The organism is Streptomyces sp. NPDC048257, assembly GCF_043201855.1.
Lineage (GTDB): Bacteria > Actinomycetota > Actinomycetes > Streptomycetales > Streptomycetaceae > Streptomyces.
Genome location: NZ_JBICZI010000002.1, coordinates 708,914 through 730,900, shown reverse-complemented (window position 1 = coordinate 730,900; position 21,987 = coordinate 708,914). Strand labels below are relative to the sequence as shown.

Annotated in this window: 20 protein-coding genes; 8 read left to right on the top strand and 12 right to left on the bottom strand. The window is 73.2% G+C overall.

Annotation, left to right across the window (positions count from 1 at the left end; all coding sequences use genetic code 11):
- Positions 1-129: 129 nt before the first annotated feature.
- Complete coding sequence (locus ACGFZK_RS07360; protein ID WP_393847848.1) at positions 130-477, bottom strand: hypothetical protein; 348 nt, start codon at positions 475-477, stop codon at positions 130-132.
- Between the two features lie 536 nt (positions 478-1,013).
- On the opposite strand from ACGFZK_RS07360, the gene ACGFZK_RS07355 reads away from it, so the two are divergent.
- Positions 1,014-1,676, top strand: a complete 663-nt coding sequence (locus tag ACGFZK_RS07355) for a class F sortase (protein WP_393847847.1) — start codon at positions 1,014-1,016, stop codon at positions 1,674-1,676.
- A 57-nt stretch (positions 1,677-1,733) separates the two neighbouring features.
- On the opposite strand, the gene ACGFZK_RS07350 is transcribed toward ACGFZK_RS07355, so the two are convergent.
- On the bottom strand, positions 1,734-2,633 hold the full coding sequence (locus tag ACGFZK_RS07350; protein ID WP_393847846.1) for a polysaccharide deacetylase family protein: 900 nt from the start codon (positions 2,631-2,633) through the stop codon (positions 1,734-1,736).
- 101 nt (positions 2,634-2,734) lie between these two features.
- On the bottom strand, positions 2,735-6,037 hold the full coding sequence (lysX, locus tag ACGFZK_RS07345) for a bifunctional lysylphosphatidylglycerol synthetase/lysine--tRNA ligase LysX (RefSeq protein WP_393847845.1): 3,303 nt from the start codon (positions 6,035-6,037) through the stop codon (positions 2,735-2,737).
- Positions 6,038-6,097: 60 nt separating this feature from the next.
- Between lysX and ACGFZK_RS07340 the strand changes: the two genes are divergently transcribed.
- The gene (locus tag ACGFZK_RS07340; protein ID WP_393847844.1) at positions 6,098-6,559 is read left to right on the top strand and encodes a universal stress protein; all 462 of its coding nucleotides are present in this window, start codon (positions 6,098-6,100) and stop codon (positions 6,557-6,559) included.
- A 77-nt stretch (positions 6,560-6,636) separates the two neighbouring features.
- On the opposite strand, the gene ACGFZK_RS07335 is transcribed toward ACGFZK_RS07340, so the two are convergent.
- A complete protein-coding gene (locus ACGFZK_RS07335) occupies positions 6,637-7,836 on the bottom strand; it encodes a CapA family protein (protein WP_393847843.1) in 1,200 nt (399 codons plus the stop codon).
- Positions 7,837-8,143: 307 nt separating this feature from the next.
- On the opposite strand from ACGFZK_RS07335, the gene ACGFZK_RS07330 reads away from it, so the two are divergent.
- The 3 genes from ACGFZK_RS07330 to ACGFZK_RS07320 all read left to right on the top strand — a co-directional run bounded on the left by ACGFZK_RS07330 (position 8,144) and on the right by ACGFZK_RS07320 (position 10,195).
- Complete coding sequence (locus tag ACGFZK_RS07330; RefSeq protein ID WP_393847842.1) at positions 8,144-8,683, top strand: sigma-70 family RNA polymerase sigma factor; 540 nt, start codon at positions 8,144-8,146, stop codon at positions 8,681-8,683.
- Positions 8,684-8,924: 241 nt separating this feature from the next.
- The gene (locus tag ACGFZK_RS07325; RefSeq protein WP_393847887.1) at positions 8,925-9,389 is read left to right on the top strand and encodes a hypothetical protein; all 465 of its coding nucleotides are present in this window, start codon (positions 8,925-8,927) and stop codon (positions 9,387-9,389) included.
- Positions 9,390-9,487: 98 nt separating this feature from the next.
- Positions 9,488-10,195 (top strand): DUF4913 domain-containing protein, encoded by a 708-nt coding sequence (locus ACGFZK_RS07320; RefSeq protein ID WP_393847841.1) that lies wholly within the window; start codon positions 9,488-9,490, stop codon positions 10,193-10,195.
- Positions 10,196-10,214: 19 nt separating this feature from the next.
- On the opposite strand, the gene ACGFZK_RS07315 is transcribed toward ACGFZK_RS07320, so the two are convergent.
- The 7 genes from ACGFZK_RS07315 to ACGFZK_RS07285 form a co-directional block, all read right to left on the bottom strand.
- A complete protein-coding gene (locus ACGFZK_RS07315) occupies positions 10,215-10,601 on the bottom strand; it encodes a hypothetical protein (protein WP_393847840.1) in 387 nt (128 codons plus the stop codon).
- A 25-nt stretch (positions 10,602-10,626) separates the two neighbouring features.
- Positions 10,627-11,487: an Fpg/Nei family DNA glycosylase gene (locus ACGFZK_RS07310; RefSeq protein ID WP_393847839.1), complete on the bottom strand. Its 861-nt coding sequence runs from the start codon at positions 11,485-11,487 to the stop codon at positions 10,627-10,629.
- A gap of 20 nt (positions 11,488-11,507) precedes the next feature.
- A complete protein-coding gene (locus ACGFZK_RS07305) occupies positions 11,508-12,761 on the bottom strand; it encodes a hypothetical protein (RefSeq protein ID WP_393847838.1) in 1,254 nt (417 codons plus the stop codon).
- Between the two features lie 99 nt (positions 12,762-12,860).
- Positions 12,861-13,571 (bottom strand): hypothetical protein, encoded by a 711-nt coding sequence (locus tag ACGFZK_RS07300; protein WP_393847837.1) that lies wholly within the window; start codon positions 13,569-13,571, stop codon positions 12,861-12,863.
- A gap of 162 nt (positions 13,572-13,733) precedes the next feature.
- On the bottom strand, positions 13,734-14,390 hold the full coding sequence (locus tag ACGFZK_RS07295; RefSeq protein WP_393847836.1) for a class I SAM-dependent methyltransferase: 657 nt from the start codon (positions 14,388-14,390) through the stop codon (positions 13,734-13,736).
- 83 nt (positions 14,391-14,473) lie between these two features.
- Complete coding sequence (locus tag ACGFZK_RS07290) at positions 14,474-16,537, bottom strand: SpoIIE family protein phosphatase (protein ID WP_393847835.1); 2,064 nt, start codon at positions 16,535-16,537, stop codon at positions 14,474-14,476.
- Between the two features lie 7 nt (positions 16,538-16,544).
- The gene (locus tag ACGFZK_RS07285) at positions 16,545-17,831 is read right to left on the bottom strand and encodes a DUF6777 domain-containing protein (RefSeq protein ID WP_393847834.1); all 1,287 of its coding nucleotides are present in this window, start codon (positions 17,829-17,831) and stop codon (positions 16,545-16,547) included.
- 167 nt (positions 17,832-17,998) lie between these two features.
- Between ACGFZK_RS07285 and ACGFZK_RS07280 the strand changes: the two genes are divergently transcribed.
- Genes ACGFZK_RS07280 through ACGFZK_RS07270 form a run of 3 tightly spaced genes read left to right on the top strand, consistent with a single transcriptional unit; the run spans position 17,999 to position 20,933 of the window.
- On the top strand, positions 17,999-18,943 hold the full coding sequence (locus ACGFZK_RS07280) for a YndJ family protein (RefSeq protein WP_393847833.1): 945 nt from the start codon (positions 17,999-18,001) through the stop codon (positions 18,941-18,943).
- A complete protein-coding gene (locus tag ACGFZK_RS07275) occupies positions 18,940-19,473 on the top strand; it encodes a DUF1990 family protein (protein WP_393847832.1) in 534 nt (177 codons plus the stop codon). Before ACGFZK_RS07280 ends, ACGFZK_RS07275 begins: the two co-directional genes overlap by 4 nt.
- 20 nt (positions 19,474-19,493) lie before the next feature.
- Positions 19,494-20,933 (top strand): lipase maturation factor family protein, encoded by a 1,440-nt coding sequence (locus ACGFZK_RS07270; RefSeq protein WP_393847831.1) that lies wholly within the window; start codon positions 19,494-19,496, stop codon positions 20,931-20,933.
- Here ACGFZK_RS07270 and ACGFZK_RS07265 read toward each other — a convergent pair.
- On the bottom strand, positions 20,919-21,902 hold the full coding sequence (locus ACGFZK_RS07265) for an NAD-dependent epimerase/dehydratase family protein (RefSeq protein WP_393847830.1): 984 nt from the start codon (positions 21,900-21,902) through the stop codon (positions 20,919-20,921). The two genes, ACGFZK_RS07270 and ACGFZK_RS07265, sit on opposite strands and share 15 nt — an antisense overlap.
- Positions 21,903-21,987: the final 85 nt, after the last annotated feature.

Sequence of the window (21,987 nt, the reverse complement as noted above, 5' to 3'; positions counted from 1 at the left end):
CCGGGGGGCCCCCCCCCCCCCCCCCCCCCCCCCCCCCCCCCCCCCCCCCCCCGCGCCCCCCCGCCGGCCCCCCCCCCGGGGGGGCCCCCCCCGGCGGTAGCGGGGGATCTGCGTCCGGGGAGGTCCCCGTCAGACCTGGCTGCGGAGCGGGCGACGACGGCGCAGCACGTGAGCTCCGGCGCCGAGGGCCGAGGCGCCGACGAGGCCCGCGCCGATGGCGGTCTCGGCGGTGGACGGGCCGATGGATCCGCCGATGCCGCCCTGCGAGGGGTTGCCCTCGAGGATCGTGAACCGGTGGGTGGCGACCAGGTTGCTGTCGTTGCACTTGACCGACAGCGTGTGGTGGCCGGGCGAGGCGTGGTTGAAGATGCGGACGGTGGCGAAGCCGATCGAGCCGGCGGACAGGTTGGCGGGCGGAAAGTTACCGTGCGAGGTGACGGTACCGCCGTGACCGCAGCCCGCCGCGCTCACCTGCATCGTTGATCCCTGGTGCACGGAGTACGGGTTGACGGAGATGTTGCTGGGGCCGTTCCCACCCCCATTCCCACCCCGGCCCCCCGGGTCCTGGTTCGCGGAGGCGAACGGGGCACTGAGGCCGATCGCGGCGCAGACTGCCGCCGTCACGGTAAGAGCGCGCAAGACACGCATGGTGGAACCTCCAGCGGGAAGCGCCCCGGAGCGTCGGCCCCGGATGATCGACGAGAACGCCTCCCACGTCGAACCCTCCGGTCGTCCCGCAATCTCCGCATTTCAGGCTTTGGGCCGCCCGGTTGAGCGACACGCCGAAGCGCGGACGACGCAACTGACGGATCCGCAGGTCACGACCCGTCAGGCATTTATGTGACGATTACCTGGATGGGCGCACCCCTTCCGGCCCCCTCCGGGTGGCGGCCACCCGTTCGCCCTTCCCCTCTCGCCGTCCTGCCGGGTCGGCCTTAGCGTGCGTGAAGTAGGGCGTACAGGGGCGGGACAGGCACGCGGGTCGGGACCCCCGCGTCCGGGAAGGGAGAACGATGGGCGAGGACGAGACCGGGCAGTCACGCAAACGCTCACCGTGGGGCGTGCTCGCCCTGGTCATGCTCAGCGGCCTCGCCATGGTGCGAAACGGTGTGACCCTCGACGGCGGGCCGCCCCAGCCCACCGCGGCCTCGGCCGTCGCGGTGACGGCGGACCAGTTGCCGGCGCATCCACCGACGCCGCCGGCGGACATGGAGGTGCTGGAGCACTCTTCGGTGCAGCGCATCCGGATTCCCACGATCAACGTGGACGCGCCGGTGATGACGGTCGGGCTGGACGCGGAGGGCTGGATCGACGCCCCGCCCCCGCAGGACCGCAATCTCGCAGGCTGGTACCTCAACGGCATCTCGCCGGGCCAGCGGGGCTCGGCGGTGATCGTGGGGCACGTGGACAACGCGCAGGGCCCCGCGGTCTTCTACGGCCTGGGCTCGGTCAAGCCGGGCAACCACATCGAGGTGGAGCGCTACGACGGCCGCACGGCGGTGTTCGAGGTCTACGGCGTGGAGGTGTTCTCCAAGGAGGCCTTCCCCGGAGCCCGGGTGTACGGGGACACCGGTCACCCCGAACTCCGGGTGATCACCTGTGGCGGCGGATACTCGAAGGCCCGCGGCTACGACGGCAACGTCGTCGTCTTCGCCCGCATGGTGGAGGCCCGCTGAGCCCGGGAACATCCACCGGGGCCGGCGCCGGGTTCAGCGGGGCGGCAGCGCGGGGGCTCAGCGGGGCGGCAGCGCGGGGAGGGCCGGGAGGGTCATCCGGTAGCCCCGCGCGAGCAGTTGGGGCAGGTACGAGGAGATGGCCTGGACGCTCTGCGACCGGTTGCCGCCCGCGTCGTGCGAGAGGACGATCACGCCGGGGGCGGCGCCGCCCAGGACCCGGGAGATGATCGTCGGGGTCCCCGGCTCCTTCCAGTCCAGGGTGTCCACGGTCCAGGCGAGCGGCTCCATGCCCAGCTCGGCCCCAATCTCGAAGGCGGCGCGGTTCCAGGTCCCGTACGGTGCCCGGAACCACAGCGGCGCCTCGCCGACGGTCTGCTGGACGACCTCGCTCGTGCGGCCGATCTCGGAGGCGAGGGCGGGCCGGCTGAGCGTGGGGATGTGCGGGTGGGTCCATGTGTGGTTGCCGATGACGTGCCCCTCGGCGGCCATCCGGCGCAGCAGGTCCCGGTTCTCGGTGGCCATCTCCCCGCAGACGAAGAACATGGCGCGTACGCCGTACCGGGCGAGGGCGTCGAGGATGGCGGGGGTGTAGCGGGGGTCCGGGCCGTCGTCGAAGGTGAGCACCATGCCGTCCGACACGGCAGCTCCGGCGGGGAGTTCCAGGATGGGCCGGGTCCGTACGGCCGGCTTCACGGCGGCCGGCCGCACCGGCGCCTCGGCGGTCATGGGGCGCAGCCGGTACGACTTCTCGGGCAGCCCCTGCACCCGCACCCCGGGCGCGCCCGCCGCGGGCTGTGCCCCCGGCCCGCCCGGCGCCCCGGGCCCCCCGCCCGCTCCCGGCCCCGGCTCGCCGCCCTCACCACCCACGCCGATCAGTCCGGCCGCGGCGGCGACTCCGAGGAAGACGGCGGTACGCAGGACCGTGCGCCGCCCTACTGTCGGCTCGTCATTTTTCATTATTACTACGTATCAACGACATCGCCGAAGTTGTCGAGAGGCACGGACGCACCCTCTCCCCCTCACCCGGTCGGCCCACGCGGCAGCCGGTGACGCCGTGGTCAGCCGCGGCGGACCAAGGGGAAGGGGAGGGTCTCGCGGATCGTCAGGCCCGTGAGGAACATGACCAGGCGGTCCACCCCGATGCCCAGGCCGCCGGTGGGCGGCATCGCGTACTCCAGGGCGTCCAGGAAGTCGTTGTCGAGCTCCATCGCCTCCGGGTCACCGCCCGCCGCGAGCAGGGACTGGGCGGTGAGGCGGCGGCGCTGTTCCACCGGGTCGGTCAGCTCCGAGTAGGCGGTGCCCAGTTCGGTGCCGAAGGCGACCAGGTCCCAGCGCTCGGCGAGCCGGGGGTCACGGCGGTGCTGGCGGGTGAGCGGGGAGACGTCGGTGGGGAAGTCCTTGTAGAAGGTCGGCAGCTTGGTGCGTTCCTCGACGAGGCGTTCGTACATCTCCAGCACCACGTCGCCGCGGGTGTCCTCGGGGGCGTGCGGGACCGAGGCACGGTCGCACAGCCTGCGCAGCACGTCCTCCTCGGTGTCGGCGTCGACCTCCTCGCCGAGGGCTTCGCTGATGGCCCCGTACATGGTCTTGACCGGCCAGGTTCCGGAGATGTCGTGGACGACGAGCTTCCCGTCCGGTCCCGCCTTGTGCGCGATGGGTGAGCCGAAGGCGGCGGTGGCGGCGCCCTGGATCAGTTCGCGGGTGAGGTCGAGCATCACGTCGTAGTCGGCGAAGGCCTGGTAGGCCTCCAGCATCGTGAACTCGGGGTTGTGCTTGTAGGAGACGCCCTCGTTGCGGAAGGTGCGGCCCATCTCGAAGACCTTCTCCATGCCGCCGACGCAGAGCCGCTTGAGGTAGAGCTCGGGCGCGATGCGCAGGTACAGGTCGAGGTCATAGGCGTTGATGTGGGTGCGGAAGGGCCGGGCGTTGGCTCCGCCGTGGATCTGCTGGAGCATCGGGGTCTCGACCTCGAGGTAGCCGCGGTCGAGCAGTCCCTGGCGCAGGGCCTGGACCGCGCTGGAACGGGCCCGTACCACCTCCCGCGCCTCGGGGCTCGCGACGAGGTCGAGGTAGCGGCGCCGGACCCGGGCCTCCGGGTCGGCGAGGCCCTTGCGCTTGTCGGGCAGGGGGCGCAGGCACTTGCCGGTGAGCTGCCAGGAGCGGACCACGAGGGACAGCTCGCCGGCCTTGCTGGCGCCCACCTCGCCGCTCACGAGCACGTGGTCGCCGAAGTCGACCTGGGAGGTGAAGGAGTCCAGCACGCCGGGCCCCGCCTCGTCGCGGGTGAGCATCAGCTGGATGTCCCCGGACCAGTCGCGCAGGACGGCGAAGACCACGCCGCCGAGGTCGCGTACGAGCATCACGCGCCCGGCGAGGGTGGCTTCCGCGCCGGTCCGGGCGCCGGGCGGGTGGGAGGGGTGGGCCGCTTTCAGCTCCGCGACCGTGTGCGTGCGCGGGCGGATGCCCACCGGATAGGGGTCGGTGCCCGCCGCCCGGATGCGGTCCAGTTTGGCGTGGCGGACGCGGACCTGTTCGGGCAGCCGCTCGGCCGGGGCCCCCGCGGTGTCCTGCTCCACCTGGTCCAGGCCCAGGGAGTCGATGGAGGGCAGTCCCTCGGTGGTGGCGGGGGCAGTGAGGCCCTTGGGGTGGCCGTTGCCCCACAGGGTGCGCAGGCTGGGTACGGAGACGAAGCCCTCGGCGATGCCGGAGGCGAGGCTGACCCGGGCGAGCGAGCCGGCGTCCTGGTAGCAGAGGAACCGCGGGTACCACTCGGGGTTGTACTTGACGTTCGAGCGGTACAGCGCCTCCAGCTGCCACCAGCGGGAGAAGAAGAGCAGCAGCTTGCGCCACAGCTTCAGGACGGGGCCGGCGCCGATCCGGCCGCCCTCCTCGAAGGCGGAGCGGAAGACGGCGAAGTTGAGGGAGATCCGGTGCACGCCGAGGCCGGGGGCCGCGGCGCAGAGCTGGGCGACCATGAACTCCATGACGCCGTTGGGGGCGGTGCCGTCGCGGCGCATCAGGTCGAGGGAGATGCCGTCCTTGCCCCAGGGGACGAAGGAGAGCAGGGCGATCAGCTCTCCCTTGTCGTCGAAGGCCTCGACCAGCAGGCAGTCGCCGTCGGCGCGGTCGCCGAGCCGGTCCAGGGCCATGGAGAAGCCGCGCTCGGTCTCGGTGTCGCGCCACTTGTCGGCGCTCTCCACGATCATCTGCATCTCGTCCTCGGAGAGGGCGGAGTGGCGGCGGATGACGGTGGTGGCTCCGGTGCGCCGGACCCGGTTGACGGCCTGGCGGGTGACGCGCATGTCGCGGCCGTCGAGGTCGAAGCGGGCGACGTGCAGGATGGCCTCGTCGCCGAGCTGCAGGGCGCCGAGTCCGGAGCGGGCGTAGGCGGTGGCGCCGTCCTCGGAGGCTCCCATGACGGCGGGCTGCCAGCCGTAGCGCCAGGCCACGGCCAGCCAGGCGTCGATGGCGGCGCTCCAGGCGGCGGGGTCGCCCACCGGGTCCCCGCTGGCGAGGCAGACGCCGGCCTCGACGCGGTAGGTGACGCCGGCCTTGCCGTTGGGGGCGAAGACGACGGCCTTGTCGCGCCGGGTGGCGAAGTAGCCGAGGGAGTCGTTGCGTCCGTAGGCGCCGAGGAGGGCGCGGATACGGGGCTCCTCGTCCCCGTGCAGGGCGGCCGTCAGGCGCTGGGAGCGGAAGAGGGTCATGGCTGCGTTCAGCAGGGCGGCGGCGCCGAAGAGGCCGAGCAGGAAGGACAGCGGACGGGGCGGGCGGCCGTCGAACTCGCGGGCCGAGAAGAGGCCGCCGAAGACCTCCTTGGCAGCCCAGTCCAGCCACTGGCCCTTGGGCAGGGTGCCGGGGAAGAGCGCGACGAGCGCCCAGCCCGCGAGTACGGCGGCGAGCATGCCGAGGCCGAGCACGAACAGGGCGTGCCACAGGGCCCCGGGCCGGGAGGCGGCGTAGAACTCGTTGCGGGCGGCGATCAGCACGGCCATCGCGGCGACGGCGACGACCATGGAGGGGACGCCGATCCAGTACTCGCCGACGGCCATCTCCAGCACGTCGTCGACGATCAGCAGGGCCAGATAGGTGATGACGATCCACCAGGCGACCTTCTTGCGGGTGCCGAGGGCCGCGGCGAGGAGGAAGAGGAAGACGGCGTAGGCGAGGTTCGCGCTGACCGGGACGACGATCAGGTCGAGAAAGCGCACGATGTGCCGCAGGAGGCGCCGCAGCGTCGGGGAGAGCGCGAGCAGGGCGCACAGCAGGCCGAGCGCTCCGAAGAACGCGCCGAATCCGTCGGGCACCCGGTTCAGGAAGCGGTTCCGGGTTCCGTGCGTCTCCTCCACGGTGGCACTCATGGTTCGCACTGTAGGGAGGGCGGGGCCGGTGCGCGCGCCGAGCCGCCTATCCTCGGCAGGGTGACGGAGCACGTGAACACGGAATTCGAACGCGGTACCGACGGGCCGAAGGTGATCCTGGCCGGGGTGGACGGATCGGAGTCCTCGCTGCGGGCCGCGGCCTACGCGGCGGGGCTCGCCCGGCGGCAGAACGCCCTGCTGGCGCTGGTGTACGTCCAGCCGGTGATCCCGGCCGGGGCGGCGCTGGGCGCGCCGGTGGCGGACACGACCGGGGAGATCGCGGAGGGCCTGGTGGCCGAGATCCGCGCGTCGGCGGAGCGGCTCAAGGGCATCTACGAGGTGCGCTGGCAGTTCCACACCTTCCGCGGCGACCCCTACTCCGGCCTGGTGAGCGCGGCGGACGAGCTGATGGCGGACGCGGTGGTGGTCGGCGCCTCGGAGCAGGCGGGCCACCGCATCGTGGGCTCGGTGGCGATCCGCCTGGTCCGGGCGGGCCGCTGGCCCGTCACCGTGGTTCCCTAGGAAATGTCCTGCCGATCGGGCCGCGAGCCCGGCCTGATCGGAAAGCCCCCCAGGGTGTGTCCGCGAAGGAGCGGCGGCTACTTGGCCATGGTCAGGCCGTCCTTGGCGGCGCCGCGGCTGAGGACGGCCTCGCTGACGGCGTCCCGGGCGCTCTCGTAGTCCTCGCGGCCGGGGTTCTTGGCCAGGGCGTCGGGCAGGTGGACGACCCGGCCCACGGACAGGTCCATCATCTGCGGGACGAACTCGGCCTTGGTGACCTGCCAGCGCTGCCCGGCGGCGGCGGGCGGGGCGAAGGCGAAGCGGCCGATCGATCCGTAGTTGCCGCGCATGTCGCGCGCACCCGTGTGGTTGAACATCTCGCCCGCGACCTGGTCGCCCATGCCGTAGACGATCCAGGTCCCGTTGACCTTCTCGTACGGCTGCGGGATGTGCGCGTGCGTGCCGAGGATCATGTCGATGTCGGGGCGGCCGCCGGTCTGTGAGGCGGTCAGCGCCTTGCCGAGCGAGAGCTGGGTACCGTCCGGTTCGGTCTCCCACTCCGTGCCCCAGTGCAGGCTCACCAGCACCACGTCCGCGCCCGCCCTCCGGGCGGCCCGCGCATCCGCGATGATCTTGTCCTGCTTCATCAGGTTGACCGCCCACGGCTGGCCCTCCGGCAGCGGGTAGCCGTTGGTGTCGTAGGTGTACGCGAGGTGCGCCACCTTGGCGGAGCCCGCGGTGTACGTGGTCACCGTGGCCGCCTCGGCGGCCGTACGGGCGGAGCCGGCGTGCTTCAGGCCGACCTTGTCGAAGCGGTCCAGGGTGCGGCGCAGCCCCGCGCCCCCGTCGTCGAGGGTGTGGTTCGAGGCGGTGGAGCAGCCGTCGTACCCGGCGTCCTTCAGCCCGTCGGCGACCTCCGGCGGGGACTTGAAGGCGGGGTATCCGGAGAAGGGCCCGCCCTCCTCCCCGTAGATGGTCTCCATGTGACAGAGGGCCAGGTCGGCCCCGGAGACCACGGCCTTGACGCCGGAGAACATCGGCCTGAAGTCGTACCCGCCGCCCTCCGCGTCGTTCGACGCGCGCTGGATGACGGAGGTGTGCGGCAGTACGTCGCCGCTCGCAACCAGGGTGAAGCCCTTGGCGGCGGGCGATCCGGCGGCGCTGGAGGGGGCGGCGGGTCCGCCCGAGTCGCCGAGGCGGGCCGGTGCGGAGCCCCCGCCGGCCGAGCATCCGGCGGCGGCGGACAGCAGCAGGGCCGACAGGAGGGCGAGCGCCTGCGGCCGGGTTCGCATGGTCATGTGCCCGACTCCCATTAATACGACTATCTGACTTGTGATCACATGCAATCCATATAACTACACGCCGTAAGTCAAGGAACGGATCCGCCGCACAGGCACGGACCCACCCGATCGGCGGACACGGGCGGCGCCGCCTGCCGTTCGCCGCGCCGTTCGACCGTTCACCGACCCGCACGGCCGCCCGGCGGACGACCCGGGTGCTTGGGCGCAACGCCGGGGCCGGACGGTTCCGGGTCGGCTCCGTGCAGGTCAGGGTGGACGGGTCACCACCTCCACGGCCCCCCACGCACCCCGGAAGGAGCCCCTCGTGCCGCTCTCCCCCACCCTCGCGCGTACGGATCCCGAGGCGCTGGCCGAACTCCAGCGCGACCACGGGCGGGCCCTGTTCGGATTCCTGCTCGGCCTCACCGCCGGGGACGCCCAGCGCGCGGAGGACCTCGTACAGGAGACCCTCGTACGGGTCTGGCAGCACCCGGAGGCCCTGGCCAGCGGGCACGACTCCATGCGGCCCTGGCTGTTCACGGTGGCCCGGCGCCTCGCGATCGACGCCCGGCGGGCCCGGCTGTCACGGCCGCTGGAGGTGGATCCGGAGGGGCTGGAGCAGGCACCCGAGCCGCAGGACGCGGTCGCCGGCTCGGTCACCGCCATCGACGTCCGGCGGGCCGTGGGCTCCCTGGGGCCGGAGCACCGCGAGGTGCTGATGCAGGTCTACTTCCGCGACCGGTCGGTGGCCGAGGCCGCCGCCGAGCTCGGCATCCCGGCCGGGACCGTCAAGTCCCGTACGTACTACGCCCTCCGCGCCCTGAAGAAGGGCCTCCAGGGGTACGGGTACGGCCTCGGAGCCTGAGACTCCGGCACGGACGGGGATCGGGTGTCGAGATCGGGTATCGCCGTGAACAGACGCGGACCGGACATAAAACGCGTCGATTTCGGCATTAGACCGTGCAAGTTGAGTAAACATCCCCCGCTCCGCGAGCCGCTCGGTGAAGGCTCAGGACCGACGACGGGACGCTCGAAGCGCGGGAGAAGGTGGAACGGTGCAGCCCGAGGGTAGTAACGGCACCAGTGACGGCGGGCTCGCGGTGCCCATGGCCTGGCTGTACGCCGAGTACATCGCGGACGAACTGCTGCGCACGGGCCGGCTCATCCCGGTCAGCACGCTGGAGTTCCGGGCCGGACGGGACACGCTCGCCCTGACGATCTACCTCTCGGACGCGGCCGGCGAGCTCTCCGGCATCCGGGTGGTCTCACAGCTCGACGAATGGCTGTCGCTCACGGCGTACGGACACCCGTGGCGGGACTGGGTGCACACCCGGTTCCTCGCGCTCGGCGAGGAGGCCCGGGAGCGCGGCGACGGCGAGGACCCCGACCTGGAACTGGCCCGGGCGGCGTGGCGCTGGCTGGACGGCACCGAACTGTTCGCCACCAACCTCGACCCCGGACGGCCGGATCACACCGACCTCCCGCCCGGACTGGACGAGAACGCGCGCGTATGGACCCCGGCCTGGCAACTAGGCCTGCCTCTGGGCCACTTGGCGATGCACCTGTTCTGAGCCAGGGGCCGTCCGGGGGCTCGTCACCCAGGCACAGGAGGCTGAACTCGTATGATCAGCACACTCCTTACCTGGCGTGAAAGGCATTCATCAGTTCCATGGACAGCAAAGCGATCCAGAACGCGCAGCGGGTGGCGGCGCGGGTGACGGCCGAAGCCGATGGCGACGCCTGGAAGGAACACCACTGGACGGTGGCCCGCTTCCTGGCCGGTTCCCGGTCGGCCGCGGAGGAGGACCACTGGAGGCGCCGGCTGGACGACTGGAGGGAGCGGCTCGTCGCCTCCCTCGCGGCGGACGCCTACGCCGAGGTCGCCGAACTGCAGGAGCTCCTCCTCGGCTGGCTCCTGACGGAGCTCCGGCGCAGCGACGACGCCCTGGGCTCGCTGCTGGCCCTGTACCCGCTGCCCAGGCCGAAGCGCGAGCCGCGTTCCGTCTTCCCCATGCCGGCGTCGGACGTCTACGGTGACGGCCCCGAGTTCTACTTCAGCGACGTCTTCGCCTTCGTCACCGACTATCTGGCGGTCACCATCCGCCGCCCCTTGGACGGCGCGTCCGCGACCTGGTGTCCGCTCTGGTGGGAGCACCCCGAAGCGGGGGCCCGGCTGTCCGCGCTCTGGCTGGCCTGGGAGCACCTGCGGCACGATTCGGCCCTCGGTATGACGACGTGGTGGATCCAGCACGCCGATCCGCACCTCAAGGTCCTGATGGATCCCCGGCAGGGCCCGTTCGCCGACTGCTCGCCCGCGAAGGGGCACACGCAGACACCTCTCGGCCCGCTCCCGGTAGACCCGTACGAGCCGGCGTAGCTCCTGGGTGTCTCGCCGATCAGGCCCGGTCCGCCGGATCCATCACCAAGCCGGTGAAATCGGCCTCGTTGCGCTCCGCCCGGGTGACGTACCACCGGGCGATGAGCCACATCACCGGATACACCAGCAGGCCGAGAGCCACCCAGACCAGCGGCCCCGACGCGTCCCGCGACAGCGTGAACACCAGCGGCAGTGTCCCCACGAGCGACACGAGCGCGGCCAGTGCCCCCAGAGCGGCGCGCAGCTGGCTGCGCATGAGGGCCCGTACGTACGTGGCCCCGAGGGTGGTCTGCTCGGAGATCTCCGAGCGGGCGGGGGTGTGCGCGGGCGGCCGACGGCGGGTGCCCCGGGGGACCCCGGTGACGATCTCGCGCCGGGGCGGCGACGCTTGCTGCTCCTCGGCCATGTGCGGGAGTCTACGCAGCGACCGGCTATTTGAGGAGGCGCGAGAGCCTCCGGTCGGCCAGCGGCTTCCCGCCGGTCTGGCAGGTGGGGCAGTACTCCAGCGAGGAGTCGGCGAAGGACACCGAGCGGACGGTGTCCCCGCACACCGGGCACGGCTCGCCGGCCCGGCCGTGCACCCGCAGCCCGCTCTTCTTCTCGGCCTTGAGCCTGCCGGCGGCCACCCCGTGGGCCCGGCCGACGGCCTCGCGCAGGGTGCCCTGCACGGCTTCGTGGAGCTGGGTGACCTGCTCGTCGGTGAAGGACGCGGCGAGCTTGAAGGGGGAGACCTTGGCGGCGTGCAGGATCTCGTCGCTGTACGCGTTGCCGATTCCCGCGATCACGCTCTGGTCCCGCAGGACGCCCTTGATCTGGCGCCGCTCCCCCGCGAGCAGCGCGGCGAAGGCGTCCCGGTCGAAGTCCCCGGCGAGCGGGTCCGGGCCGAGGCGGGCGATGCCGGGCACCTCCTGCGGGTCGTGGACCACGTACACGGCGAGGCGCTTTTGGGTCCCGGCCTCGGTGAGGTCGAAGCCGCCCCCGCCCTCGAGGGAGACGCGCAGGGCGAGCGGCCCCTTGCCGGGGCGGGGCGGCTGCGCGGGCAGGGTGTCCTGCCAGCGCAGCCAGCCGGCCCGGGCCAGGTGCGTGACGAGGTGGAGTTCGCCGATCGCCAGGGCCAGGAACTTGCCGTACCGGGCGGTGGTGCCGGCCGGTTGCCCCTGGAGAGCGGTGAGCGGCGGTTCGTAGGTCTTGAGCACGCTCACCGCGAGCGGGAGGACGCGCTCGACCACCCGCCCGGTGAGGTGCTCGTCGAGGTACTCCCGCAGGGCCTCGACCTCGGGCAGCTCCGGCATGGTCCCAGCCTGCCGCCGCCTCAGGCGAAGCGCGAGCTGAGCACCGGGCCGGGTGAGGCGACGCGGTCGCGGGGGCCCGTGAGCCAGCTGTCGCCGACGGCGGTGACGAAGGCCCGGAAGGCCTCGTCCGGGTCGGGCGGGGTCGCGCCGTCACCCTCGTCCGGGCCGGCGGCGGCCTGCGCGATGTCCCGGACGATCTCCTCCTCGGGCCGCTGGTCGTCCTTCCACGGCGGGACCACGATCTGGCACAGCAGCGCGCTGAAGTCCGCGCTCACCGCGGGCGGATCGGTCCAGCAGGTGGCGTGCTCGGACAGGATCTGGCCGTCGGCGCGCGCGTGCAGGGTGCGCAGGAGGTCCGGGTGGACCGCGTTCAGGTCGTACGCGACGACGAGGGTGTCCGGACGGCCGGGCTCGTACGGTACGGAGGGCAGCCCCAGCACCCGGCCGGCGGCGAGCCCGAGGATCCGGTCGGAGCGGCCGGGCAGCAGCGAGACCGTGGCGGGGCGGCGCCCTGCGGCCTCCAGGGCCAGCGCCAGGCGGGCCAGGCCGTGGCGGCACGTCTCGTGGGTGTCCCCGAGGTAGGCGAACCGGCCGGTCATGCCGGCGTCCCAGCCGTACGGGGAGAGGATGCCCAGCAGGCCGCCGGTCAGGCCGTAGTGCCAGCCGCGCAGGTCGGTGTGGCCGAGCGGGTCGGTGTGGCCCACCGCCCGCTGGGCCCGGCGGGCCCGGTCGGTGCGCCGCAGCCGACGCTTCTGGCGGTCGTGGGCGCCGGACCACTGCGGGTCCTCGGGGGCGGGCAGGGCCGTGCCGATGCGTTCGGCGGTGTCGAGGTCCCCGGCCAGCAGGGCGTGGTGGACGAGGAGGTACGTCTCGGGCCAGGCGGGCAGTCCCGGGCCCCGGCCGGAGAGCAGCGCGGCGGCCTCGGCGTGCCGGTTCTCGTCCTCCAGGGCGGAGACCAGCTCGGCGAGGAGGGGCCGCGAGTCGGGGAGGAGCCGGAGGGCCTCGCGCAGCGGGGCGACGGCGAGGAAGGCGACGCCGCGCTCGACGCAGGCGTAGCCGAAGTCGTAGAGGGCCTGGGGTTCGCCGGGCCGCTTGGCGGCGGCCTTGGCCGCGCCGGCGAGGTCCTTGAACCCGGCGGCGTCGGCCAAGGCCCGGGTGGCCTTCGCGAGTTCGGCGATCGATGCCGTTTCGGCGTGCGGCCGCAGGGACCGTACCGCTCCGGGCAGATCGTCCGTCTTCAGGAACCGGCGTACTTCATCAAGGGTGGTGGTCATCGCCCCCGATCCTCACGGACCCCCGCCGCGCCCGCAACGGACTTTCCGGGGCGGCGGGGTGGCGGGGGTCCGCGGGTGTGGCGCCCGACGGGGTGCGGGTCAGCCGGTGAAGATCCAGCCGAGCTGGCCGCCGGAGGTCTGGCCCTCGCAGTTCGTCGCGTTCGACTCGAAGAACTCCCGTTGTTTGCCGACCATGCAGCGCATCAGCGGCGCGCTCCCCACGCCGGCCGGCTGGCCCGGATAGAACCAGCCGAGCCGGGAAACGTAGGTCTGGCCCTCGCAGTTCACGTCGCCGGAGAGGAAGTTGTCCCGGCGGACGACGCAGTGGTAGAGCGGCACCGCGCCCTCGTGCGGGGTCGTGTAGAGCTGGCCGAGGCTGCCCTCGACGTGGTAGCCCGGCGGAACGTTCCAGACGGTGCTGATGTGCTCGCCGTTGGGCCCGATCAGGCGGTTGAGGCTGCGGGTGGGGGTGGTCACCGCGGGATCACCGCTGCAGGTGGCCTTGATCATGGCGTTGTAGTAGTTGGCGGTCACGTACTGGAAGATCGGCCCCTCCGTGACGCGGCACTGGGAGCCGGCGAAGCCGAGCTCGGCGGCCTGCCGGCGGAGATGGTCCTGAGCGGCGGCCGCGGCGATGTTCTGGGGGCCGCTGCCCATGCCGGTGAGGTGGACCACGACGGGTCCTGCATCGGTGGCTGCCGCCGGGGCGGCCCCGGCGGGTGCGGCGGCCGTCACGGCTCCCGTCAGGGTGGCCGCGAGGGCGACGGCGAGGGAGAGGAGGGAGGTGCGGAGGCGAGCGGTGCGGTGCAAGTCCGGACTCCTGGTCGTCGGCCGCGGCGCCGGTGGGCGGCCGCGGGGCTGAGCGACGGTGCGTACCGCTCTGTCGGGCGGCACACGGACATTCCACCCGCCGCGTGCGTGTACGTACCAGCGACTCTTCGGCCGATCGGGGACGGAAAGCCGCCAAGGGGGTCAGGTGCGGGCGATCAGTGCGTACCGCTCGTCGGTGACGGGTCCGCCCCACAACTCCGTGTCCGCGCTGAGCGGTTCGATGTGCAGGCCGGACACCAGGGGCCGGACCGCGGCGGCCAGGTCCTCGGCGGTGATCCCGCCGTACCAGGGCAGCGATTCGGCTCCGGCGACGTACGGCACGCCGCTCTCGCCCGCTTCCCGCCACCGCCCTTCGACGAGTACCAGCCGGCCTCCCGGGGCGAGGCGCGCGACCCACTCGCGGAGCGCGGCCTCCGGGTCGGGCAGGGTCCACAGCAGGTGCCGGCAGAGAACGACGTCGTAGCGGTGGTGCCCGGTCGGCGCAGCCGCGGCGTCCCCGACGAGGAACCGGCCCTCGAAGCCCGCGGCCGCGAGCTTGGCCCCGGCCCGCTCCACCATCCGGGGCGCCAGGTCCACCCCGGTCACCCGGTGCCCGGCCTCGGCCAGCAGCAGGGACAGCGACCCGGTACCGCAGCCGACGTCGAGTACGTCGGCGGGCCCGACGGGAAGCCAGGCTCTCAGCAGCCGGTCCCACGCGGCACGGGTGCGCTCCTGCCGCAGTCCGTGATCGGGCTCGTCGTCGAACGCGGCCGCGGCGGCGTCCCAGTAGTCGGTGATGGCATGGGTGCGATCGGGCATGCCGGCGATCCTGCCAGCCGCCGCCGACAACCGGGGCCCGGCCGCGCCACCCGGGCCGGATGCGGTCTCGGCCCCTTGCGCACTCAGCCCATCACGAACTCGCACCACACGCACTTGCCGCCGCCCCGTGGTTCCACGCCCCAGACGTCCGCCAGGCGGTCCACCAGCATCAGGCCGCGGCCCGAGACACCCGATTCGCCCGCCTCGCGGCGGCGCGGCAGGGCGCTGGAGCGGTCCTCGACCTCGACCCGGAGCCTGCGCTGGGGGCCGGCCAGGACCCGTAGGGTCACGATCGCCGGGCCGTCCGTGTGCATCAGGGCGTTCACGATCAGTTCGTCCGCGACGAGTTCGATCTCGTCGGCCCGTTCCCGCGCGCCCCACGCCCGCACCGCCGCCCCGGTCATGTGGCGGGCCGCCACCAGGGCTTCCGGGTCGCCCGGTGCCACGTGCTGCTGGAGGCGGCCGCCGCCCGCCGGGGCGGCCACCACCTGGCGGCGCAGCAGGAGCAGCGCCATGTCGTCGTCCCCGCCCCGCTCGTCGACGACCTCGCACAGCAGGTCCGCCAGCAGGTGCAGGTCCGCCGGGCCGCCGCGGATGTGGTTCGTCAGGAGCTGGATGCCGTCGTCGAGGTCGGCGCCGGGCTGTTCCACGAGGCCGTCGGTGCACAGCAGGAGCGTTTCCCCCGGGTCCAGTTCCACCGTGGTGACCGGGTACTCCAGGCGGCCGAACTCCGCCGAGAGCCCGAGCGGCATCCCGCCGCTCACCGGGAGCCGGTGGCAGTCCCCGTCGCGGGTGCGCAGCAGCGGGTCGATGTGGCCGGCCCGGACCACCTGGAGCACGCCGGTCGCGAGGTCGGCCTCCACGTACGTGCACGTCGCGAACCGGTCGGTGTCGAGTTCGTGCAGGAAGACGGAGGCCCTGGCCATGACGGTGCCGGGTGAGTGCCCCTCGGCGGCGTACGCGCGCAGCACGATCCGCAGCTGGCCCATGACGGCCGCCGCGTGCGTGTCGTGGCCCTGGACGTCGCCGATGACGGCGCCGACCCGGCCGCCCGGCAGCGGGATGACGTCGTACCAGTCTCCGCCGATGTCCTGGCCCATCCGGGCGGAGCGGTAGCGTACGGCGATCTCCCCACCGGCCACCGACGGGATCCGCCGCGGCAGCATGGCCTGCTGGAGGCCCTCGGCCAGGTCGTGCTCCTGCTCCAGCAGCATGGCCCGCTGGAGGCTCTGCGCGATGCTGCTGCCCAGGGCGACGAGCAGGTTGCGCTCCTCCTGTGTGAAGCCGTCCTTGTCCCGGTAGAGCAGGCCGATCGCGCCGATCGGGCGGGCCTGGGCGATGAGCGGCAGGTAGGCGGCCGCCGAGATCCGCATGTACGAGATCTTGGCCCAGAGCCCGGGGTAGTCGTGGGCGAACTCCTGCGCCGAATCCAGGAAGCGCGGCTCCAGCGAGCGGACGACCTCGCTCATCGGGTACTGCTCGTCGATGCGGGTGTAGCGGGTGCCGGGGACGAAGCTGCCCTCCGGCCCCTCCGCGACCAGGTGGATCCGGCCGGCTTCGACGAGGCCCATCACCATGCCCATCGAGCCGAGCCGCTCCAGGCCGTGGGCGTCGCCGAGCGCGTCGATGACGTCCTGCACGGTCCGGGCGTGCGCGAGGGCGGCGGTGGTGGACTCGACCACCGAGGTCTGGCGACGCCTTTCCTCGTCCAGGCCGAGTCGTTCCGCCGAGTGGCTGAGCTCGTCGGTGGCGTCCCGGACGATGCCGATGATCCGGTACGGGCGGCCGTCCGTACCGCGCATGACGCGGCCCTGGGTGTGCGTCCAGCGCAGTCGGCCGTCGTGGCAGCGGATGCGGAAGTAGGCGCCGTAGCTGTCCTCGCCGCTCTTGAGGGCGGAGGAGACCAGGGCGTCGAGGCGGTGCCCCTCGGCGGCCGGGACGCGTGGGTTGAGGGACTCGGGCCGGCCGTCGTACGCGTCGGGAGCCGTGTCGAAAACGTCGAGGGCGGCTTCGTCCATGTGCATGAGACCCGTGACCAGGTCCCAGTCGAAACTGCCCATGCGGTTCAGCGAGAGCGACCGGTCCGGGTGTGCGGGCCAGTCGTCCGGCAGCGATACGGTGGTCGGCACCGATCCACCATGACACACGGCCCGGTCAGGCGCTCTCCAGCGGGAAGCCGTCGTCCGACGGCTGCGGCTGCAGGTCCGGGTCCACGTACGGGTCGGACGGGTTGTAAGGGGCGTACGGGTCGGACGGGGTGTACGGGTCGGCGGGGTCGCTCGGCAGCTGCTGGGTCGATCCGTCGGGCTCCTGGTAGCCAGGCTCGCCGGGGTCCAGCGGCGGCATGCCGGACTGCGCGTCGGACGGCACGTCGGACGCGCCGTCCGAGGGGATGCCGGAAGGCGGCTCCTGCTGCGGCCGGGTGGCCGGGTCCGACGGCGCTCCCGGGGTCTGCGGCTGATTCTCACCCGGCGAGCGCTGCGGGGACTGCTGGTCGGGCGGGCAGTCCGCCGCCCCGGGAGCCGGCGCCGCCGGTGCGTTCGGTGAGGCAGGTGAGGCAGGTGAGGCCTGGGTGGGGCAGGGGTCGCCGGTCGTGGCCCCGGGCGGGGTGACGGGCCCGTCCGGGATGCCGGCCGCGGGATCGAACGGGGGCAGCGTCTTCGGGGTCCGGTCCTGGGCGCCGTCGTCGCCGCGCTTGCGCTCGATCCAGGTGTTGTCGGCGATGTTGACGATCACCAGGTTGTTGATCACGTGGGTCGTGGGCTCGATGACGACGACCTGGTTGGCCTGGTAACCGCTCCACGGGTCGCCCTTGTGCACCGGTGACCCCTTGGCGGCGCGCGGTGAGGCCAGCGGGTTCCCGCAGCCGCAGCGGACCCGGGGCATGCCGTGCTCGTCCACCAGGACGGCGGTGCCGGCCTGGAGGACGGACTGGAAGCCGTCGGCGGCGCCGTCGCGGAAGGCGTGGTTGGTGACCCGGGTGTCGGCACGCAGGACGACGGGCGTCAGGCCGCGCAGGAAGTCGGGGATCTTCTCCGCTTCGATGTTCGAGGCCTCGGCGAAGGCGCGTGCCTTGGCGCTGTCGGCGGTCAGGAAACGGACCTGCTGTTCCACGTCGCAGCTGCCGAGCCGCTGGGTGCCGCCGTACAGGCCGGGGGTGGCCGCGTTGACGGTGCGGATGCCCTGGCCGCTCGCGTTGGGCAGCGGGGGCTGCACGGGGGCGGACTCGGCGGTGGCCGAGGAGGCGGTGAAGGGGTCGGGGCCCGCGGAGGAGACGGGCTGGAGGTGGACCTCCTGGTTCTCCGCTCCGGGGGCGCCCACCGTCTTCTCCGGTCCGCCGCACGCCGCGGCGAAGATGCCGAGGAGGGCGAAGAGGGCTGCGCCGGCGGGTGCATGACGACGCGACGCCTGACGCGGTGTCGGAAGTGACGATCCGTTCACTTGAATCTCCCTTTTCGCCCCGGTTGCTCCCTCCTGTCTGCCGCATCCGCGCAGCAGCCGCAACCGGAGCGCTTCTTGAACATGTTCAAGGAAAGCCGTAGGCTCACCACTGCGAGTTGAACGCGTTCAAGGCATTCGGCCGCGGTGTGCGTCGAGGGGAGTCCACGGTGACGGTACTGGTGAACATGATCGTCACCTTGGGCATGCTCTACGTCGTCCCGGCCGGCCTGCGGCTCATCGATCCGGCCCGGTTCCTGCGGACGGCCCGGCTCTGGCCGCTCGCGGCCGCTCCCGGGGCCCTGTGCCTCTGGCTGCCGCGCGGAGCGCCGGCCACCGCGCTCGCCGCACTCTACGCGGCGGCCTGCCTGGCCCTGGCGGCCCGGGCCCCGGCCCGGCTGCTGCGCACCCGCTCCCCCGGGCCGCCCGAGATCGCCGTCGCCACCGCGCTCGTCTCGCCGTCGATCGCCGCCACCGCCCTGGTCGCCGAGCGCGCCGGGTACCGGCTCTTCGGCTTCGACCTCGACATCCTGGCGCTGACCGTGCCCCACTTCCACTTCGCCGGCTTCAGCGCCGCCCTGGTCGCCGGGCTGGTCTGCCGCGCCCTCGGCGGCCGCGCCGGGACCGGCGGCCTCGCGCACGGGGCGGCGTACAGCGTCCCCGCGGGCACCCTGCTCGTCCTCCTCGGCTACTTCGTCGACGACTGGGCCGAGCTGCTGGGCGCGGTGGTCCTGACCGGCGGAATGTGGGCCGTGGCGCTGCTGACCTGGCGGGAGGTCCGGCCCGACGGCCGGGACCGGACCACACGGGTCCTGCTCTCCACCTCGGCGGCCGTGCTCGTGGCCACCATGCTGCTCGCCCTGTGGTGGGCGGTCGGCGAGGCCACCGGGATCACGCACCCCACCCTGGCCTGGATGGCCGCCACCCACGGGCTCGGGAACGCCCTCGGGTTCGCCCTGTGCTCGTTGCTCGCCTGGCGCCGGCTCGCCGCCGACGGCCGGGGCCCCGCACCCGCCGGCCCCCGACCGCGCACCACGGCCACCACCACCACGGCCACCACCACCACCGCCACCGCCACCGCCACCGCCACCGACCGACTGGAGACCTCGCCATGACCCGCCTCATCAGCGCCGGCCCGGGCACCGTCAACTACCCCGACCGGGGCGCGACGGCCCACCGGCCGCTGCCCGCCGGATACAACCACCTGCACCACCGCACCCGCCTGGGGCACGGCCGCACCGTCTTCGAGACCGCCGGGACCGCCGTCACCACCTTCCACGCCCACCGGACCTCGGGCATGCACGTCCAGGCCGATGACGGCGCGGTCCGCCCCGGCAGCCGGGTGGTCGTCGGGATAGGGCTCGGGCCGCTGCGGATCGACGCCCCGTGCCAGGTGATCTGGACGGCGTACGAGCCCGCCCGCATCGGGTTCGCCTACGGAACCCTGGCCGGCCACCCCGAGTGCGGGGAGGAGTCCTTCGTCGTGGACATGGACCCCGACGGCACGGTGTGGTTCACGGTGACCGCCTTCAGCCGCCCGAACACCTGGTACACCCGCCTCGCCGGCCCGGTGGTCCCCTTCCTCCAGCTGAGCTACGCACGCCGGCTGGGCCATCACCTGCGCAGGCTGGCCACCACCGGCTGACCGGTCCGATACTGGAGGCGATGGACTGGTTCACGGCGCCCGGCTACTGGCTCGCCCGGCTGGTCTTCCAGCGGGCCCTGGCCGGGCTCTACCTGGTCGCCTTCGTCGGGGCCGCCCTGCAGTTCCGGGCCCTGATCGGGGCGCACGGCATGACGCCCGTACCGCGCTACGTACGGTACGTGCCCTTCCGGCGCGCCCCGAGCCTGTTCCAACTGCGCTACTCCGACCGGCTCTTCGCGGGCTGCGCCTGGGGTGGCGCGGCGCTGGCCGCGGCGCTGGCCGCCGGGGCCGGGGACGAGGTGCCGCTGGGCGCGGCCATGGCGATGTGGGCCGTGCTGTGGGTGCTCTACCTCTCGATCGTGAACGTGGGGCAGACCTGGTACTCCTTCGGCTGGGAGTCGCTGCTGCTGGAGGTGGGCTTCCTCGCCGTGTTCCTCGGCAATGCGCGGGCCGGCCCGCCGGTACTCGTGCTGTGGCTGCTGCGCTGGCTGCTCTTCCGCGTGGAATTCGGGGCCGGGCTGATCAAGATGCGCGGGGACTCCTGCTGGCGCAAGCTGACCTGCCTGTACTACCACCACGAGACGCAGCCGATGGCGGGACCGCTGAGCTGGTTCTTCCACCACCTGCCGAAACCGCTGCACCGGGTGGAGTGCGCGGCCAACCACGTGACCCAACTGGTCGTCCCGGTCTTGCTGTTCACCCCGCAACCGGTGGCCTCGTACGCCGCCGGGATCATCATCGCGACGCAGCTGTGGCTGGTGCTGTCGGGCAACTTCGCCTGGCTGAACTGGCTGACGATCACGCTGGCCGTGTCGGCCGTGGACTTCACCGGCATCGCGGGCGCTCCCCCGGCGGCCGCCTCGCGCACGGGTCCGGTGTGGTTCGTGGTCCTGGTGTGCGCGGTGACCGTCCTCGTCCTCTTCCTCAGCCGCCACCCGGTGCTCAACATGGTCTCGCGCCGCCAGGTGATGAACCGCTCCTTCGACGCGCTGCACCTGGTCAACACCTACGGGGCCTTCGGCTCGGTCGGCCGGGTCCGGATGGAGGTGGTGGTGGAGGGCACCGCGGACCGGGTGCCGCGCCCGAACGGGAACTGGCGCGCGTACGAATTCAGGGGCAAGCCGGGCGAACCGCGCCGGATTCCGCGCCAGTTCGCCCCGTACCACCTGCGGCTGGACTGGCTGATGTGGTTCGCGGCGATCTCCCCCGACTACGCGCGGGACTGGTTCGGGCCGTTCGTGGAGCGGCTGCTGGCGGGCGACCGGGACACGCTGCGGCTGCTGCGCGACAACCCGTTCCCGGACGCCCCGCCCGTCCATGTCCGGGCGCTGCTGTACCGCTACCGGTTCACGACCTGGCGGGAGCTGCGCGAGACGGGGGCCTGGTGGCACCGCACGCTGGTGCGCGAGTACCTCCCGCCGACCCGCCTCGCGGACGCGCGGCGCTCAGAGCCCGAGTAGCTCCGCCTCCCGCTCCGGGGAGAGGCCCGGGGCCGGCCGGTCGGGCCGCTGCGGGGCGACTCCGCCGAGCGTGCGGAGCCAGGCCCAGGTGTCGGCCACGGTCTCCTCGACCGGGCGGCACTTCAGGCCGGCCGCCAGCGCCTTGGAGACGTCCCCGCGGTGCATGTGGTCGTGGCCCTCGCCCTCGGGGGTCCAGACCGGAAGCTCGGTCCAGGGCTCCACGCCCGCCGCGAGGAGCCGGTCCGGGTCCGTCCAGCGCAGTTCGGCGCCGCCCGCGGTGGTGGCGGCGCAGGCCTCGAGAAGGCTGCCCATCGTGGCGTGCCCGTAGGGGGAGACCACGTTGTACGTGCCCCCGAGCCCCGCCGCGGCGGCGTCAAGGGTCCAGCGCGCGAGGTCGCGTACGTCGATGTACTGGAGCGGGAGGTCGCGCGGTCCGGGGGCGAGCACCGGGCCGCCGCGGGCGGTGCGGTTCAGCCACCACGGCAGCCGGCCGACGTTCTCGTACGGGCCGAGGATCAGCCCGGCGCGGACCAGCAGGGCGCGGTCCGCGAAGGCGTCCACGGCGGCGAGTTCGCCGCCCCGCTTGTCCTCGGCGTAGGCGGTGGACCCGGCGTCCGGCGAGCCCCCGACCAGGAGGCCGTCCTCGGTGAGGCCGGCCGGGGCGGGGTACGCGTACACCGAGCGGCTGGAGACGTACGCGTACCTCCCGGCCCGGTCGCGCAGCAGGCGGGCGCTGTCGCGCACCGCGGTGGGGGCGCCGCCCCAGGTGTCGACGACGAGGTCCCACTCCCCGGCCGCGAGGGCGGCCAGGCCCTCGGGGGCGGTGCGGTCCCCGTGCAGGGCGGAGGTGCCCGGCGGGGGCGCGTGGTGTCCGCGGTGGAAGACGGTCACCTCCCAGCCCCGGTCGAGGGCGTCCTCGGTGATCGCGCGTCCGACGAATTCGGTACCACCCAGCATCAGCAGCTTCATGCCCGCCAGCCTGCCGGGACGGGTGGGTCGGCGGAAGCGGTGATCGCCGTCGGCGATGACGCTCAGGGCGTAGCGAAGAGGGGAA

Coding starts and splice junctions, on each gene's coding strand:
- ACGFZK_RS07335 (WP_393847843.1), bottom strand. CDS start 7,836: ATGACCATGCGAACCCGGCCGCAGGCGCTCGCCCTCCTGTCGGCCCTG.
- ACGFZK_RS07310 (WP_393847839.1), bottom strand. CDS start 11,487: ATGCCGGAGCTGCCCGAGGTCGAGGCCCTGCGGGAGTACCTCGACGAG.
- ACGFZK_RS07355 (WP_393847847.1), top strand. CDS start 1,014: ATGGGCGAGGACGAGACCGGGCAGTCACGCAAACGCTCACCGTGGGGC.
- ACGFZK_RS07295 (WP_393847836.1), bottom strand. CDS start 14,390: ATGCCCGATCGCACCCATGCCATCACCGACTACTGGGACGCCGCCGCG.
- ACGFZK_RS07315 (WP_393847840.1), bottom strand. CDS start 10,601: ATGGCCGAGGAGCAGCAAGCGTCGCCGCCCCGGCGCGAGATCGTCACC.
- ACGFZK_RS07270 (WP_393847831.1), top strand. CDS start 19,494: ATGGACTGGTTCACGGCGCCCGGCTACTGGCTCGCCCGGCTGGTCTTC.
- ACGFZK_RS07320 (WP_393847841.1), top strand. CDS start 9,488: ATGGACAGCAAAGCGATCCAGAACGCGCAGCGGGTGGCGGCGCGGGTG.
- ACGFZK_RS07305 (WP_393847838.1), bottom strand. CDS start 12,761: ATGACCACCACCCTTGATGAAGTACGCCGGTTCCTGAAGACGGACGAT.
- ACGFZK_RS07325 (WP_393847887.1), top strand. CDS start 8,925: ATGGCCTGGCTGTACGCCGAGTACATCGCGGACGAACTGCTGCGCACG.
- lysX (WP_393847845.1), bottom strand. CDS start 6,037: ATGAGTGCCACCGTGGAGGAGACGCACGGAACCCGGAACCGCTTCCTG.
- ACGFZK_RS07360 (WP_393847848.1), bottom strand. CDS start 477: ATGCAGGTGAGCGCGGCGGGCTGCGGTCACGGCGGTACCGTCACCTCG.
- ACGFZK_RS07275 (WP_393847832.1), top strand. CDS start 18,940: ATGACCCGCCTCATCAGCGCCGGCCCGGGCACCGTCAACTACCCCGAC.
- ACGFZK_RS07265 (WP_393847830.1), bottom strand. CDS start 21,902: ATGAAGCTGCTGATGCTGGGTGGTACCGAATTCGTCGGACGCGCGATC.
- ACGFZK_RS07350 (WP_393847846.1), bottom strand. CDS start 2,633: ATGAAAAATGACGAGCCGACAGTAGGGCGGCGCACGGTCCTGCGTACC.